The 16,285-nt window shown below is 67.9% G+C and carries 10 protein-coding genes; 9 read left to right on the top strand and 1 reads right to left on the bottom strand.

The annotated features are described in order from the left end of the window. Positions 1-10: 10 nt before the first annotated feature. Positions 11-1,153 (bottom strand): mandelate racemase/muconate lactonizing enzyme family protein, encoded by a 1,143-nt coding sequence (locus FAB82_RS23525; protein WP_136537008.1) that lies wholly within the window; start codon positions 1,151-1,153, stop codon positions 11-13. A 209-nt stretch (positions 1,154-1,362) separates the two neighbouring features. Between FAB82_RS23525 and FAB82_RS23520 the strand changes: the two genes are divergently transcribed. From FAB82_RS23520 to FAB82_RS28465, 9 genes are all read left to right on the top strand, one after another. Continuing rightward, positions 1,363-2,214: an amidohydrolase family protein gene (locus tag FAB82_RS23520; protein ID WP_136537007.1), complete on the top strand. Its 852-nt coding sequence runs from the start codon at positions 1,363-1,365 to the stop codon at positions 2,212-2,214. Next, positions 2,211-3,044 (top strand): fumarylacetoacetate hydrolase family protein, encoded by an 834-nt coding sequence (locus tag FAB82_RS23515; protein ID WP_136537006.1) that lies wholly within the window; start codon positions 2,211-2,213, stop codon positions 3,042-3,044. Before FAB82_RS23520 ends, FAB82_RS23515 begins: the two co-directional genes overlap by 4 nt. Before the next feature lie 38 nt (positions 3,045-3,082). Further along, a complete protein-coding gene (locus tag FAB82_RS23510) occupies positions 3,083-3,826 on the top strand; it encodes an SDR family NAD(P)-dependent oxidoreductase (protein WP_136537005.1) in 744 nt (247 codons plus the stop codon). A gap of 199 nt (positions 3,827-4,025) precedes the next feature. Then, complete coding sequence (locus FAB82_RS23505) at positions 4,026-4,778, top strand: FadR/GntR family transcriptional regulator (RefSeq protein WP_136537004.1); 753 nt, start codon at positions 4,026-4,028, stop codon at positions 4,776-4,778. Between the two features lie 268 nt (positions 4,779-5,046). Continuing rightward, positions 5,047-7,851, top strand: coding sequence for a ricin-type beta-trefoil lectin domain protein (locus FAB82_RS27620; RefSeq protein WP_211116803.1), 2,805 nt, complete (start codon positions 5,047-5,049; stop codon positions 7,849-7,851). 219 nt (positions 7,852-8,070) lie between these two features. Then, positions 8,071-10,953 (top strand): right-handed parallel beta-helix repeat-containing protein, encoded by a 2,883-nt coding sequence (locus tag FAB82_RS23495; protein ID WP_136537002.1) that lies wholly within the window; start codon positions 8,071-8,073, stop codon positions 10,951-10,953. A gap of 187 nt (positions 10,954-11,140) precedes the next feature. After that, entirely contained in the window at positions 11,141-11,683 is a 543-nt protein-coding gene (locus FAB82_RS23490; RefSeq protein WP_136537001.1) for a hypothetical protein, read from the top strand. Between the two features lie 252 nt (positions 11,684-11,935). Then, positions 11,936-12,664: a DsbA family protein gene (locus tag FAB82_RS23485; protein WP_136537000.1), complete on the top strand. Its 729-nt coding sequence runs from the start codon at positions 11,936-11,938 to the stop codon at positions 12,662-12,664. Positions 12,665-13,097: 433 nt separating this feature from the next. Further along, positions 13,098-16,151 carry a S8 family serine peptidase gene (locus FAB82_RS28465; RefSeq protein WP_136536999.1) on the top strand — a complete coding sequence of 1,018 codons (3,054 nt, stop codon included), beginning with the start codon at positions 13,098-13,100 and terminating at the stop codon, positions 16,149-16,151. Positions 16,152-16,285 lie beyond the last annotated feature (134 nt).

Here is a 16,285-nt window from a genome sequence, read left to right as displayed (position 1 = left end):
GTCTCGGCGGTTAAGGTCGCGTGGGCGCGACTCGCAGCCCAGCGTCCCTCGGCCGCACGTGCGGACCCGCGATGTCCGTCCACTTTCCCGCTTCCCGGTGCGCGGCGATGAGCGTTTCGTCGACTTCGATACCGAGGCCGGGCTCGTCTCCAAGGCGAATGCCGCCATCGACGATCTCCTGGTCGACGCTCAGTCCCACCGGGTGTGCGAGATCCTGGATCTCGGTGGCGAGGTGGTTCGGGACTGCGGCGGCGGCGTGGACGAGCGGATTGGCGTTGTATGCCACGGGACTCACGGGCAGGTCGCGCCCGAGGGCCAGAACGGAGACGCGCAAGAAGTGGGTGATCCCCCAGACGCTGCCGGTCTGCACGACCCCGACAGCGTCAGCGGCTAGGAGCTGCCGGTACTGCTCGAGGCCGGTCAGGTTCTCACCCGTTGCCACCGCCGAGCGGATGCCCGCGGCGACGGCCCGGAGGCCCTCGGTGTCCCAGCGCCGCACGGGCTCCTCGATCCAGGTGAGGTCGACCTGCTCCTCGACGCGGCGGGCGAACCGGACCGCCTGGTGCCGGCCCCACGACTCGTTGACGTCGTACATCACGGCGGGCTGGTCGCTGTTGACGCGGAGCACGTCGCGGACGGCGTTGAGCCGCTTCACGTCCCGGTCGATGTCGATGCCGCCCTTGACCTTCGCCGCGGTGAAACCGCGCTCGGCCCAGTGCTCGTAGAAGCCGACGAGTTCGTCGTCGCCGAGCGCGTACTCCAGGCCGGATGCGTAGCCGGGAACGAACCGGTCGGCCGCGCCGAGGGTCCGCCACAGCGGCTCACCGGCCATCTTCGCCTTGAGGTCCCACAGCGCCATATCGAAGGCGCCGATGGTCCCGAAGGTAGCGCCGTTGTGGCCGGTCTTGAAGACGAAGGCGAGCATCCGGTCGTAGAGCGCGGTGACGGCCCGCGGGTCCTGGCCATCGAGAGCGGGGAAGACGCGGTGCGCGTCGAGGTGAGGACCGAGGCCAACGCCTGTCAGCCCGCCGTCAGTCTCGAGCAGCACGATCGGCACCTCGGTGACGCCGTCGGCGATGACACCGTTCACGTCGCCTACCGGACGCCCCCATCGGTGGACCGTCGCCAGGGTTCTATAGCCGGTGATCCGCATCGTGCTCCACATCGAGGTAACGAAACCTGCCGGCAGACTCAGCCGGCATGTAACTTATAACTTATCATACAAGTGATGACTTCTCGGCAGACTGACGGGCTCGGCTTGACCGACGTCGAGTCAACCGCGAGGCAAGGCGAGAAAGGGGTTCATTTGCACTCATTCCTACAGCGAGTTCCGGGATCGGCCGTCGATCGCAAAGAGCCGGCATGACCTCCCAACTCGTCATCGACACGCACCACCACCTGTGGACGGCGGACTACCCTTGGCTCGCAAGCGATCCGAAGCTAGCGCCGATCCGGCGCGACTACGACGTGGACGACCTGCGCGCGAACATGGAAGCCGCCGGCATCGACCGGACAGTCCTGGTCGAGGCCGCCCGGTGCCATCCCTCCGAGACCGTCGAGTTCCTGCACCTGGCAGGTTCCGTCCGCGAGATCGCCGGCGTCGTAGGCTTCGTCGACCTGACGAGCCCGTTCCTCGACGCCACCATCGGCGGCTATCTCGACCACCCGCACGCCCGCTATCTCGTGGGCCTGCGCGACCAGGTCCAGGGCCGTACCGACCCGGACTTCCTCGCCCGGCCGGACGTGATCGCGGCCCTCGACCGTGTCTCCCAGTCCGTCCGCGCCTTCGACCTCGTCGTGCGTCCCGACCAACTGCGCGCTGCCGCCCGCGCAGCGGCCGCAGTTCCTGACCTCACGTTCGTGCTCGACCACCTCGGCAAGCCCCAGGTGCGCGACGGCGACGCCGGCCTTAAGGCCTGGCGCGAACTCGTCACGCCGCTCGCCAAGCGGCCCAACGTGACCGCGAAGCTCTCCGGTCTCGTCACCGAGGCCGACTGGGAGCGCTGGGAACCGGCGAACCTGCGCCCGTTCGTGGATGCCGCCCTCGAACTGTTCGGACCCGACCGCCTCATGTTCGGCTCCGACTGGCCCGTCTGCGAACTGGCCGCCACCTACACCCAGGTCAAGGACGCCCTCACCGAAGTCCTCGGCAGCGAGGACCTGGGCATCTTCAGCCGCAACGCCATCAACACCTATCACCTAGGAGCATCATGAAATACTTGCGCATCGGCCACCCTGGCGAGGAAGTCCCGGCAGTCCTGCACGAAAACCGGTACTACGACCTCTCCGACGCGACCCGCGACATCGACGGCGCGTTCCTCGGGCGGGGCGGCATCAGCACTACCGCCGGTTTCCCCGAGATCGACATCGCGGGCCGGCGCATCGCCCCGCCGATCGCCAAGCCCTCCGCGATCGTCTGCATCGGCATGAACTACGCCGCGCACTGCGCCGAGTCCGGCGCCGAACCGCCCGCCGAGCCCGTCGTGTTCTACAAGCACCCCAACACGATCGTCGGCCCGAACGACAATGTGGAGATCCCCCGCGCTTCGACCCGCACCGACTGGGAGGTCGAGCTCGGCGTGGTCTTCAAGCAGCGGGCGTCCTATCTGGAGTCCGAAGAGGCGGCGCTGGAGTGCATCGCCGGGTTCCTCGTCGCGAACGACCTCTCCGAGCGCGAGTTCCAGATCGAGCGCTCCGGCGGACAGTTCTCCAAGGGCAAGGCCTGCCCCACCTTCACCCCGCTCGGCCCGCACCTGATCACCCCCGACGAGATCGAGGACGTGCAGGCACTGCGCATGTGGTCCAAGGTGAACGGCGAGATCCGCCAGGACTCGAACTCGAAGGACATGATCTTCTCCGTGGCGCGCATCATCCACCACATGTCCCAGTTCATGGCCTTCGACGCGGGCGACCTGCTGCTCACCGGCACCCCCGAGGGCGTCGCGCTCTCCGGCCGCTTCCCCTACCTCGAGGCCGGAGACGTCGTGTCCGTCGGCATCGAAGGCCTCGGCAGCACCAGGAACACCGCTTTGGACGCGAAGTAGTGAACCAGGATCAACACGATATCCAGAATCGAGTTTTCATGACGACCAATGATTTTCACGGCCTGACCGCGATCGTGTCCGGAGGCGCGTCCGGCATCGGCGCCGCCGCCGCGGACGCGTTCGCCGCCCGGGGCGCCAACGTCGCGGTGCTCGACCTCAACGAGAGCGGCAAGCACTGGTCCCACAAGTGCGACGTGTCCGACGACAACCAGGTCCGCCTGGCCGTCGCCGCCGTCAAGGAGCACTTCGGGGGCGTCGACATCGTGGTGAACAACGCCGGGATCGGCGCGGTCGGCACCGTCGAGGAGAACTCCGACAAGCAGTGGTTCCGCGTGCTCGACGTCAACCTCCTCGGCATGGTGCGCCTCTCGCGCACCTGCCTGCCGCACCTGCGCGAGTCCGCGGCCCCGGCGATCGTGAACACCACCTCGATCGCCGCCCTGACCGGTCTCGTGAAGCGCGCGCTGTACTCGGCGTCGAAGGGCGCGGTGCACTCGCTCACCCTCGCCATGGCCGCCGACCATGTGGCCGAAGGGATCCGCGTCAACTGCGTCAGCCCCGGCACCGCCGACACGCCGTGGGTGCAGCGCCTCCTCGAGCAGGCGGAGGACCCGGTCGCCGAGCGCGCCCGCCTGGAGGCCCGCCAGCCGACCGGCCGGCTCGTCACCCCCGAAGAGGTCGCGGCCGCGATCGTCTACCTCGCCGACCCGGCCAACAAGTCCCTCACCGGCACCAGCCTCGCCGTGGACGGCGGCCTCGCCGGCCTGCGGATCGTTCAATAGGATCGAGAGGAGGGCACCGAATACGGCAGCGCTTCCTTGCTCGCACACAGCGTCCCGATCTACATCGGTTCGTGCCCGCCTGCCCTGCGACCGACCAACATGTAAGTTATCATACAAGTGACGAGCCAACGTTCGGTCGCGTAGGATTCGTCTGATAGGCGGAAGCATCCGCTGATACGGATTTGGAGTCGCTGACGACATGCATTCGACACCCGCGATCGGCGGCGAGGTTCTTCAGCCGCAGCGCAACCGCCCCCCGCTCGCCGCCGCGGTCGTCAAGAGCCTGGCGACCGCGATCGTCGTCGGCGAATACAAGCCGGGCTCGGCCCTGCCGCCCGTCGGTGAACTGTGCGAGCAGTACGGGGTCAGCCGCACGGTCATCCGCGAAGCCACGACCGCCCTGGTCGAGAAGGGCCTGGTCCTGTCGCGACAGGGGTGGGGGACGATGGTTCTCGACCAAGAGCATTGGAACCTCTTGGACCCGCTGGTCCTCCAAGGGCTCTTCCAACGCAAGGACCGACTGTTCTATCTCGACAATCTCATCGAGATCAGGGCAAATCTGGAGTGCGCCATGGCAGCCCGGGCTGCCGGTCAGCTCGACGAAGCGCAGCGCTCGGCGCTCAAAGCGAAACTCGATGAACTCGCAGAGCTCAAGGACGACCCCGCCGCCTACATGCGGGTCGATCTCGAGTTCCACGAACTGATCCACCGCGCCTCGCGAGACGCGTTCGGCAGGGCGATCGTCGCGAACATTCAGGGCAAGGCACTGCACACTCCGCAGTACAGCGGAGACCCCACCCGCGATGACATCGAGCATGCCCACGAAGGCCACGCTCGGATCCTCGAAGCCCTGCTCGACGGCGATGCCGACTGGGCCGCCGCGGCCATGCGGAAACACATCACCTCGTCCTGGAAACGCCGCCGCCCCCGTGAAGAGCCGGCCACGGACTGAGTGCCGCCTGGCGACCACCGCGCATGGGCAGCCGGGGCCGACCCCCAGTTGAACGCTGCGCGCGTCAATTTTGCTCCGACCGCAGAACTGCGGAAGATGCCCTCAGCGCTGCCCTGCCCCGGTTCGGCTTGTCCGCCAACAGGAAACATCCCTCCCTCAATAACATATCGCGAACCTTAAATGCTTCATTGCGTCGCCGCGTGGATGCTGCTACGCTCCCGGAAATAACAGATCATACATGTTATGTATGTTGTCTTGGGAGGTCTTTATGCGCAGCAGAGTAGTAGGCATCCTCGCCGTCGCCGCGGTGGTCGCGGCCGGGGCGTGGTTGCCGGTGGCCGAGGCGATCGGCCAAGAGCAGGGCGAAATCGTCGTGTACGTGGCGACGGATGGCGAGCCGGATGCGGCGGGGACGTTCGAGGATCCGGTGTCGTCGATCGCGGCGGCACGGGATCTGCTGGCCGGGCAGACCTCGGCCAATGTTCCCGGAGCGGTCTACATCAGGGGCGGCGTGTACCCCGTGGAGGAGACCACGGTCCTCAGCGGTGCGGCGCATTCGCACGTCACGTACGCCGCGTACGAGGGCGAGGACGTCCGCTTCACGGGCGCGCACAAGCTGCAGACAGGCGGCTTTCAGAAGTTGACGGACGTCTCGGGGGCTCAATTCTCGTCGGCGGCCCGCCTGCAGAGTTCGGTACGCGACCAGGTATACGTGTTCGATCTCGGAGCGGCGGGCATCCCGACCGGCGAGCTCCACAAGAACGGGTTCAACTGGGTGCAGCAGCCGATGCCGCCCGAACTGCTCGTCGACGGGTCCACGCAGCGGCTCGCGCAGTACCCGAACGGCGGCACGAAGATGACCCGGACCGACCTGTCGGTGAGCTACGCGCCGCAGGGCGCCCGGGACTTCTTCTCGGACAAAACCAGCAATACGAAGACCTATGAAGAGATGCTCCAGATGCCGGGGCCGATCTTCAACGCGAACTCGGCGGCGGTGAAAGAGCGGTTCCTGGAATGGGGGCCGCCGACGATCTGGAACCAGCAGGTGAATCAACCGCCCCACTCCACGGATCCGAACGACCCCTACTACGTCGACAACGCGCAGCACGAGACGGACGGGTGGCTGAACGGGTTCTTCGGCACGGACTGGGCGACCGAGAACCTCCAGATCTACTCGGCCGCCGATGACGGCTTCAACCTCCGCAGCCACTTCCCGACGATGTACCGGGCGACCTCCACCGGAGGCGTGTTCAGCCTCGTCGCGCAGAACATCCTGTACGAACTGGACACCGCGGGCGAGTACTACATCGACCGGTGGAACGGCAACGACGTGCTGTACTACCTCCCCGCCGACGGCACCGTGGCAGGCAAGTCGATCTCGCTTACGTCGGTCGGCGAACCGTTCTTCACGCTCGACGGCGTCACCCGCGTGACGTTCGACGGCCTGCGCCTCGACGGCGGTACGGGCGTCGGCATGCAACTGCTCGACTGCGAGTCCTGCACGATCCAGAATTCCGAGTTCTCCAACTTCAGCCTCGACGCCGTCCGGATCGGCGAGGACAACGACGAGTTGACCGCGCTCGCGGAATTCGCGACCCGCCGCGGCGGGCACGACAACCGGGTGCTGAACAGCGCCTTCCACGACCTGGGAGGCGGCGGCGTATGGGCCACCGGAGGCGACCGCGACTCATTGGAACGCGGCGACAACCTCGTCAGCGGCAACGAGTTCTGGGACATCTCGAAGCTGGCCCTCAAGGACTACACGCCCGCGATCACGCTGGCCGGCGTCGGGAACACCGCGTCGTACAACTACATCCACGACACACCGAACATGGCCCTGCAGATCTTCGGCAACGACATGCTCGTCACGCACAACGAGTTCGAGAACGTGCTGACGGAGGCCAGGGACCAGGCGGCGATCTACTCGGGCCGCGACTACACGTACCTGGGCAACGAGATCTCGTACAACACGTTCAAGGGCATCGAAGGCGAGCGCCGCTGGGCCGTCTATCTCGACGACGGCATGTCGGCGATGAACATCCACCACAACCTCTTCGAGTCGGGGACCGAAGCGGTCTACATCAACTCCGGACGCGCCTCGCAGGTGACCGACAACGTCTTCCTCGACCACGACCACACCGGTTTCGAACTCACGTTCCGCACCAAGCACGGCGCGACGCTCCCCGTGCCGAACCAGAAGGTGCACGTCGAGCGGTTCAACGACATGCTGAAACCCGGCGACGGTACCGGCTTCACGAACACGGCGGCGAACATCGCGACCTGGCTGGACCACTATGAGGACCAGTACCCCGACCTCGCCGACTGGTACTGGCCGACGCGCCCGGACGGCACGGCCTGCCAGGCGATCGACACGAACACGTGCACTGTGGAGGCCACGTACGAGAACCCGGACTCCCTGCTCGTACCCTCCGGCACCGTCATCGCGAGGAACGTGCGGATCAACACCGGTGATTGGCGGTTCTCCGAATACGGCTACGACGACTACAACCCGGGCATCAACACCGTCCAGGTCTCGGCCGGCACTCCCGGGGAGGTCGGGTTCGACCGCGCCTCGCGGACCTTCTCCGAGTCGAGCCCGCTGGCGACGAACCCGGACTTCGGAGACGAGTGGATCGAGGCGTGGAACGAGGGATTCTCGGACGACGGCTCGGCTCCGGTCTCTGGCGAACTGCGCGCGACGGCGGCGGGCAAGTGCCTGGACGTGACCGGCCAGTCGACCGAGAACTGGGCCAGCATCCAGATCTGGTCCTGCTGGGGCGGGGCCAACCAGCAGTGGACCCACACCGCTTCCGGTGAGCTCACCGTCTACTCCGGCGGTTCACTGAAGTGCCTGGACGCCTCCGGCTCGGGGACCAGCGCGGGCACGGAGGTGATCATCTGGACCTGCCACGGCAGGGCCAACCAGCGATGGAACCTCAACCCCGACGGCACCGTCACCGGCGTCCAGTCCGGACTCTGCCTGAACGTGGTGGACGGGGCCACGGCCAACGGCACCCGGGTGAACCTGTGGGACTGCCACGGCGGCAACAATCAGCAATGGACCCTTTCCTGACGGTGAGCAGACACAGGAGAGTGGTTGCAATGACGCCCTGGCCCGACTGGCCGAAAGCGACCAAGGCTGAGGACATACAGAACGGAAGCCCGAACACCGTGCATACGAACATCGCTCAACGGACGGAGCTGTGGAGCAATGCCCCCTGCCACAAGACAACGAAGTCGAAGAGCTCTCGCACTCGGCGCGCTCGGCGTCGCGATCGCCTGCGTGGCGGCCATGCTGAGTAACCCTGCAGCGGCCGCCGGGAAGGACCGCACGCTCACGCTGTACGTCAGCCCGGACGGCAAGGGCACCGCCTGGTGCCAACCGCGAAACCCGTGCTCACTGGAGCGGGCCCAAGAGGTCGTCCGGAGCGCCGACGGCCACGACCGCGACATCGTGGTGCAACTGGCCGGCGGCACCTACCGCCTCACCGAACCGCTCCGCTTCGACGCCCGCGATTCGGGCTCGACCGACCACCCGATCACCTGGACCGCGGCCCCCGGCGAAACGCCCGTCATCTCCGGCGCCTCGCCGGTGACCGGCTGGACCGAGTCGACCACCATGCCCGGCGTGTGGGAGGCGCCCGCCCCCGCGGACGCAAACCTGGAGGCGCGACAGCTCTACGTGGACGGCCGACTCGCCACCCGCGCCCGCACCGAGCTTCCCCGCGACGCCGTGAGCTTCACCGCCGACGGCGTCGACCTGGCCGATTCGCTGGCATGGCTGGCCGATATCGAGCAGCCCGATCGCACGGAGCTGGAGTTCGTCGGGTCCTTCACCCACCGCCGGTCACCGGTCGCCGGCATCACCGCCGACCGCATCGCGATGGCCCAGCCCGCCTGGGACAACAACACGTGGGGCTGGGACACCGTCCAGCACACCTTCCGCGCCGGTCCGCTCTACATCGTCAACGCCCGCGAGTTCCTCGACGAGCGGGGCGAGTGGTACCTGGACCGGGAAGCCGGGAAGGTCTACTACAAGCCGCTGGACGGCCAGGACGTGAACGAGGCGAGCGTCGAACTGCCGCGCCTCGCAACGCTCCTGGAGATCGGCGGCACCTACGACGAACCGGTGCACGACCTGCGGTTCTCCGGCATCCGGTTCACCGGCACGACCTGGACGGCGCCCGGCACCGACGAAGGCTACGCGAGCCAGCAGTCCGGCGCGTTCCTCATCGGCGGCGACCACGACCGCCCGGCCGACGCCTTCGCCACCTGCGCGGAGGGCTGCAGAGAGTTCGAGGGCACGCGCAACACCTGGCACCAGATGCCCGCGGCCGTGCAGGTGTCGGCTGCGCACCACATCGAACTGAGCGACAACGTCTACACCGGCATCGGTTCCGTGGGCCTCGGCATCGGCAACGACGCCAACGCGCACGCCACCGGCGTCGGACTCGGCGCGAGCGACATCGTCGTGTCCCGCTCGCAGTTCCACCAGACCTCGGGCCAGGCGATCGTGGTCGGCGGCGTGCAGTCCGACGCGCACCATCCCAGTGACGAGCGCATGATCGTCGAGGACATCACCATCAGCGACAACCTCGTCGACAACGTCGCCATCGAGTACAAGGACGGGGCGGGCATCCTCGCCACGTACGCAACCCGGGCGAGCATCGTCCGCAACGAGGTGCGGAACCTGCCGTACTCGGGCATCAACACCGGCTACGGCTGGGGCGCCAACGATCCCGGAGGCAGCCCCGAGTACCTGCAGCGCGGCCTCTACGACTACCAGCCGGTCTACGACACGCCCACTACATTGGCGGACAACCGCGTCGCGTTCAACTACATCCACGACGTCATGCTGGAGATGAACGACGGCTCCGCGTTCTACAACCTGTCGGCCGCGCCGGGCAGCGTCCTCGAGGGCAACTACATCTGCCTCCCCGACGATCCCCCGGCCGGACGCGCGGCCCTCTACTTCGACGAGGGCTCGCGATACTGGAGCGTGAACGGCAACGTCCTCGACGCCTCGCACACCCAGTTCTTCAACCAGCGCTCGACCAACCACACCGGCGACGTCACGTACACCGACAACTGGGTGGTCGGCGGCAACGCGAACTTCGCCGACGGGCGCGGGACGAACACCGTCACCGGCACCGTGCGCCTCGCCCGCGGCGAGTCGGTCCCGACCGACGCCGCCCGCGTCATCTACAACGCCGGGATCTCCCCCGCGCTGCGAACCGGCACCGATCCGGGACGCCCGGAACTGGCCCTCAACATCACTGTGGACGGTGAGGTCGCACCGGGCTTGGCGACCGACGTCGAGGCGACCCTGACCAACCTCGCCGAGGGCGTGGCGCTCACCGACCTGGCGTTGACCGCCACCGCTTCGGAAGGCTGGGCCGTCGAGCCGGTCGAGGCGGTGCCCACCTTCCTGGAGGCGGGCGGTTCGGCCCAGATCGAGCTGCGGCTCACCGCCCCTGACGTACTCACCGAACCCATCGAGGTCGGCACCGTCGAAGTAGCAGCGGGCTACACCGTCAGCGGCGACCAAGTCTCCCGGACGGTGAACGCGGCGACGGCCGTCGCCGCGCCGGTCACGACCCTGAGCACGTACGGCTCGGTGCCGGGCCAGTTCGGCGAACTCGACGGTGTCTACGCCATCCGCAACGCCGGTGCCGACATCTGGGGCGCCGGCGGCCAGCGCGACGACGAGTACGGCACCGTCTACGCCCCGGGCGCCGTCCAGGACGGCTCGGTCGTCACGGTGCGGGTCGACGCGGTGGACCCGGTCAACCCGTGGACCAAGGCCGGCCTCGTGCTCCGCAACGACGTCACGAATCCTGAGGAGGCGGGCGGCTACGTCGTGCTGGTCGCCACGCCCGACAACGGCGTGAGCCTCCAATGGGACTCCGATGGGGACGGATTCCTCGACCAAGGCCGACAGCAGGCGGCCACGGCCCCGGTCTGGCTCCGGCTCTCCCGCACCGGCGACCAGGTCACGGCCGAGTACTCGGCGAACGGCACCGACTGGACGCAGCTGGGTGCTCCGGTGACCGCGGCGGGGACGGCGTCGACCCAGGACGCCGGGATGATCTTCACCTCGCATTCGACCTCGGTCGGCCAGGCGGATTTCAGTCAGTTCAGCGTCGAGACGAGCCAGGGCGACCCGGCGGGCTGACGCTGCCGGAGGCCCATCGCGCCCGGCTCGCATCTCGGTGATGCGGGCCGGGCGCATTGCTGTCCTGCTGGTTGAACCCTCCCTACGTTCGATCAGTGAGGTTACCCGTGCCGCACAGGTCGATCGAGGCCTGCGGTGCCCCGATCCGGATCGCCGTTCGCCGCGGCGGCCATGCGAGAATCACTCGGTGCATATCGGTCAGCCGCTGATCCGCGGGCTTCGCGCCCTCGTGTTCGCGGTGGCCTGCGTGGCCGTCACGGCCACCCTGCACTTCATCGCCGGCGGGTCGCTGCTCTCCTTCGGAACGTTCGCTACCGCCGTCGCGGTCCTTGCACTGCCGGCCTACTGCCTCGGCGACAGACAGCGCGGCGTCGGCGTGATCGCGGCCGCCTGCGCGCTCGCACAATCAGGCCTGCACGCGTGGTTCATGGTCGCGTCCGGCCACGCGCACCACCTGGCGCCGAGCCCGATGATGCTGCTGGCGCACGCGCTGGCGATGGCCGTCACGGCCGTCTGGTTGGCCCGCGGCGACGCCGCGCTGACGGCCTTCCTCGACCTGCTCATCCTCGCGTTCGGGCCAGGTCTGTGCCTGCGACTGCTCGAAGCGGCGGGTCCGGTCCTGCCGCCGCGCCGCGCGGTGCCCGCGCCCGAGGGCGTGCGTCCGCAGCTGATGCTCCTCGCCGCAGCCGTGCCGCGACGCGGCCCGCCGACGGCGGTCTTCTCCCGGTAACCCGTTCATCGACGGAGGCGCACGCCCCGTCGGCACCTCCGCCCTGCGGATGAACGGACGACCTCTTCGCTCGCCACCCAGCCGTGTCGGTCGCCCTGCGCACCGGCTCGGTCCATCGGCGACGCGTCTGCAGTGCCGCCCGCGGCCCTGTCGCTTCAGCGACGGCCGCTGACCGCGCGGTGCCCACAGGCGTCCCGCACGACTCCACTCAGCACGAATGCGGTCAGCCGCATTGAAAGGAACACCTCCGCAATGGCAACTTCGTCACGAAAACAAGCCGCCGCAGCACTCCGCAGACAGCGGGAAGCAGAGGCGCGCCGCAAGCGCATCGTCTTCGGCGTCGCGATCGGCGCGGCCGTCCTGCTCGTCGGCGGCCTGCTCGGCGTCGGCATCTGGATGAACCGCGAGGTCGACTACGAGGTCAACGAACCGGCCGCCGAAACCACCGACACCCACGCCGTCAAGATCGGCGACGGCCCGGTCCAGATCGACCTCTACATCGACTACCTGTGCCCGGCCTGCAAGGAGTTCGAGGACACCTACGCCGCCGATCTGCAACGCTGGATCGACGACGGTTCCGTGACAGTGAACTACCACCCGATCGCCATCCTCGACCGCCTGAGTCAGGGCACCCGGTACTCGACCCGCGCCGGCGCGGCGGCCGTGTGCGCCGCCGACACCGGACAGCAGGAATTCCTCGACTACACGCTCGCGCTGTACGCCGCCCAACCCGCCGAGAACACCCGCGGGCTCGACGACGACGAACTGGAGCGCATCGGCACCGAGGACGTCGGACTCGGCGCGGCGTTCGAGGCGTGCGTGGAAGACGAGACGTACCGGGGCTGGCTCGGGGAGAGCACCGCCTCCGCCACGAACGAGCAGAGCGTGACCGGCACGCCCACCGCGAAGGTCAACGGGCAACTCGTCGACCCCGCGGCCTTCGCCGACTCGGTCGAGACCGCGATCGCCTCCGCGAGCTGATTCACGATCCATTAGGGATCGAATTGATGCCGACGGAGGCGGCAACAGTCAGCCATTGACCTGCAAGATCGAACGACGCCCGAACCGGAACCGAAAAGACCGGCGCACGGCGCTATCAAGCGTGCCCGCTAACAGCCATTTCGTCGAGATTAGTACTACTTGTCAGTAATAAGTGTTTTGATGTGATCTGTGTCATCTCGAATTGACATTCATTCTCACCTCAGTTGAAGCTTCTAGTACTTCAACTCGTCCGCGACCGACCGTCGCGGGCCGGGCGCGGCCGCGGTTGGGTCGGTCGCGCCCTTTCTCCCCCCGTCTCACGAGTCCTTGCTCCTCCCCTGAATCCGCCGCTGCGGATACGCCTGTTCGCGGGAACCGGTGCGGCGGACCACCACCTCTGTTCTGTCAGAAAGGAACTCCCCCGGTGATATCCATGAGTTCATTGCGGGCCGCCGGTCGTCGGCGAAGCGTCATAGCGGCGCTCAGCGCCGCGGCCGTAGCCGCCACAAGCCTCACCGTCTTCGCCTATACGGCCACCGCAGACCCGGCGCTCCCCTCGTCCCCGACCTCCTTCAAGGACGGTCGCTACATCATCCAGTTCGCCGACGAGCCCGTCGCCGTCTACGACGGCGGCGTGCCCGGTCTCGAAGCCACCACCCCCGACGACGGCGAGCGCATCGCCTTCGATTCGGATGCGGTGCAGGACTATCGCGCGCATCTCGAGGAGGCCCGCGACGAGATCCTCGGCGACGTGCCCGGCGTCCAACCCGACGCCGAATACGACACGGCCTTGAACGGCGTCGCGGCCGAGCTGACCGGTGCAGAAGCGCGCGAACTCGCAAGCGACGAGCGCGTCGCCGCCATCGTCCCCGACGGGCTCTCGAAGCCCCAGTTGGACACCTCGAGCGAGTTCCTCGGACTGTCCGGTGAGGACGGTTCCTGGGAGAGCGAGTTCGGCGGCGGCGAGCACGCCGGCGAAGGCGTCGTCATCGGGATCATCGACGGCGGCTTCATCCCCGAGAACCCGATGTTCGCGCCGCTGCCCGAGCCCCGTCCCGACCAGGACGTCATCGACGCCAAGTGGAAGGGCGAATGCGAGGAGGGCGAAGACACCCCTGAGAACAACGTCGTCTGCAACAACAAGGTGATCGGAGCCCGCTGGTTCGACTCCACCGGCAACAGCGACGTCGACGGCTTCAAGTCGCCGCGTGAGGAGTACAACCACGGCACCCACGTGGCCACCACCGCCGCAGGCAACCTCGACACCGAAGCTGTCATCGACGGCGTTCCGGTCGGTTCGGTCTCGGGCATGGCGCCCGCGGCGCGGCTCGCCGTCTACAAGGTCTGCTGGATCGCCATCGACGGCCTCTGCCAGAACTCCGACATCGTGGCCGCGATCGACGCGGCCGTGAGCGACGGCGTGGACGTCATCAACATGTCGCTCGGCGACGCGGGGAACACCATCGTCGACCCGATCGCGATGGCGTCCTTCGCCGCCGCCGAAGCGGGCGTCTTCATCGCCAATTCGGCCGGCAACGCCGGCGAGAGCGGCGCGAGCACCGTCGGCCACAACGCGCCGTGGGTCACCTCCGTCGCCGCCGGCTCCCACACCCGCACCTACGATGTGGAGCTGACTCTCGGCGACGGCCAGACCTTCCCCTATACCTCCAACGCCCCGAGGTTCACTGAGACCGAGGCGGATCTGGTGCTGGCCCAAGAGGTCGCCGAGGAGGGAGCGGATCCGGCCGAGGTGCGGTTGTGCGCGCCGGGCACGCTGGATGCGGACAAGGTCGCGGGCCGGGCGGTCGCCTGCGCCCGCGGCACCTACCTCTTCGTCGAAAAGTCCCAGGCCGTGGCCGACGCGGGAGGCGCGTTCGCGCTGGTCTACAACGACGATGCCGCCCAGGACGACCTCGACACCGGCTTCGACGCCCCGCAGTGGACGGTCCGAACCGGCGTCGCCGCGGGCGACGCCATCGAGGCCTATGCCGCGGGCAACGACGCCGCAACCGTGACCGCCCATGCCTACGAGACGGTCAGCCAGACCGCTCCGACCTCGGCTGAATGGTCCGGCCAGGGCCCTGCACTGGCCGGCGGCGGCGACCTGCTCAAGCCCGACATCACCGCGCCCGGCGACGAGATCCTCGCCGGGTACATGCCGTCGGCGACTCCCGACGGCGGCCACTTCGGCCTCATGGGCGGCACCTCGATGGCCAGCCCGCACATCGCCGGCCTTGCGGCGCTTATCAAGAGCGCCAACCCCGACTGGTCGCCCATGGCGATCAAATCGGCGATCATGACCACCGCTTACCAGACCGACACCGAGGGTGAACCGATCGGGCGCGCGGGCACCGACGCCACCGCCACGCCGTTCCACCTCGGCTCCGGACACGTCGACGGCCAGGCCATGTTCGACCCCGGCCTGGTCTACGACTCCGGTGCGACCGACTGGATCCGCTACGGGTGCGCCATCGGCCAGTTCCAGGAGGTGGCGCCCGCCGGCACCTGCGAGACCGCCGAGGACGACCACGGCGCGCTCGACCCGAGCGACCTGAACTACCCGTCGATCGCGGTCGGCGACCTGACCGGGAAGCAGACGATCACCCGCACGGTCACCAACGTCGACGACACTGTCGGCGTCTACTACCCGACCGTCGAAGTCCCGCAGGGCTTCAAAGTCAAGGTGGACCGCAAACTCCTGGTGGTGCAGCCGGGCGCGACAGCCACGTACTCGGTCACGATCACCCGGACCGACGCCGCCAGCGCCGAATGGTCGTTCGGGTCACTGACCTGGCGCGACTGGCGGGGACACGAAGTCCGCAGCCCGATCACGGTGCGCGCGGCGGACATCGCCGTCCCCAGCGAGCTCACCGGCGAAGGCACTGAAGGCTCGGCCGAGTTCGACGTGAAGACCGGCGTGGACGGTACCTTCGAACTGGCCGCTTCCGGCCTGGTCGCCTCGGACACCCGGACACTCGCTCTCTCCAATCCGGACCGTTCGACCTTCCCTATGGACGAACCGGTCGAGCGCGACCAGACCAAGGCCTTCGAACTCACCGTCCCCGACGATGCCGCAATGGGGAGCGTCGCGACGTTCGATGCCGACCAGGGCCCGGAGGTCGACATCGACCTCTATGTCTACACGAAGCTGGACGACGGGACCCTCGAACTGTTCGGCACGCCGCAGCTGCCAGGTTCAGACGAGGTCGTCGATCTGGAGGCCGGCCGGACCTATGTGGTCTTCGTCGACCTGTGGGACGCCCCGACCACCGCAGTCGAGGCACTGGTCCATACCTGGATCGTCCCCGGAACGGCCGCAGGGAACTTGACCGTGGCCCCGGATTCGCTGGAGGCCGAAGCCGGTGACGCCCACACCGTGACCGCAACTTGGTCGGGCGTGGACGCGGACCGGCGCTACCTCGGCACGATCGACTACCTCGTGGAAGGAGCCCTCCTCGGGCGCACGATCGTGGCCATCGGGTTATGACCTCCGCCCGGTCCCGCCTTCGGTGCGCTTCTGATGGGAGCGCCCGAAGGCGGGGCCGTCTCACGGATGGGATAGGGCGAAAGGCGTGGACCGGACAATCGCTAAGGGATCTGTCCGGTCCACGCCTATCCGTA

It is taken from the genome of Glycomyces buryatensis, from assembly GCF_004912275.1.
Lineage (GTDB): Bacteria > Actinomycetota > Actinomycetes > Mycobacteriales > Micromonosporaceae > Glycomyces > Glycomyces buryatensis.
This window is presented reverse-complemented; position numbering and strand designations above follow the sequence as displayed.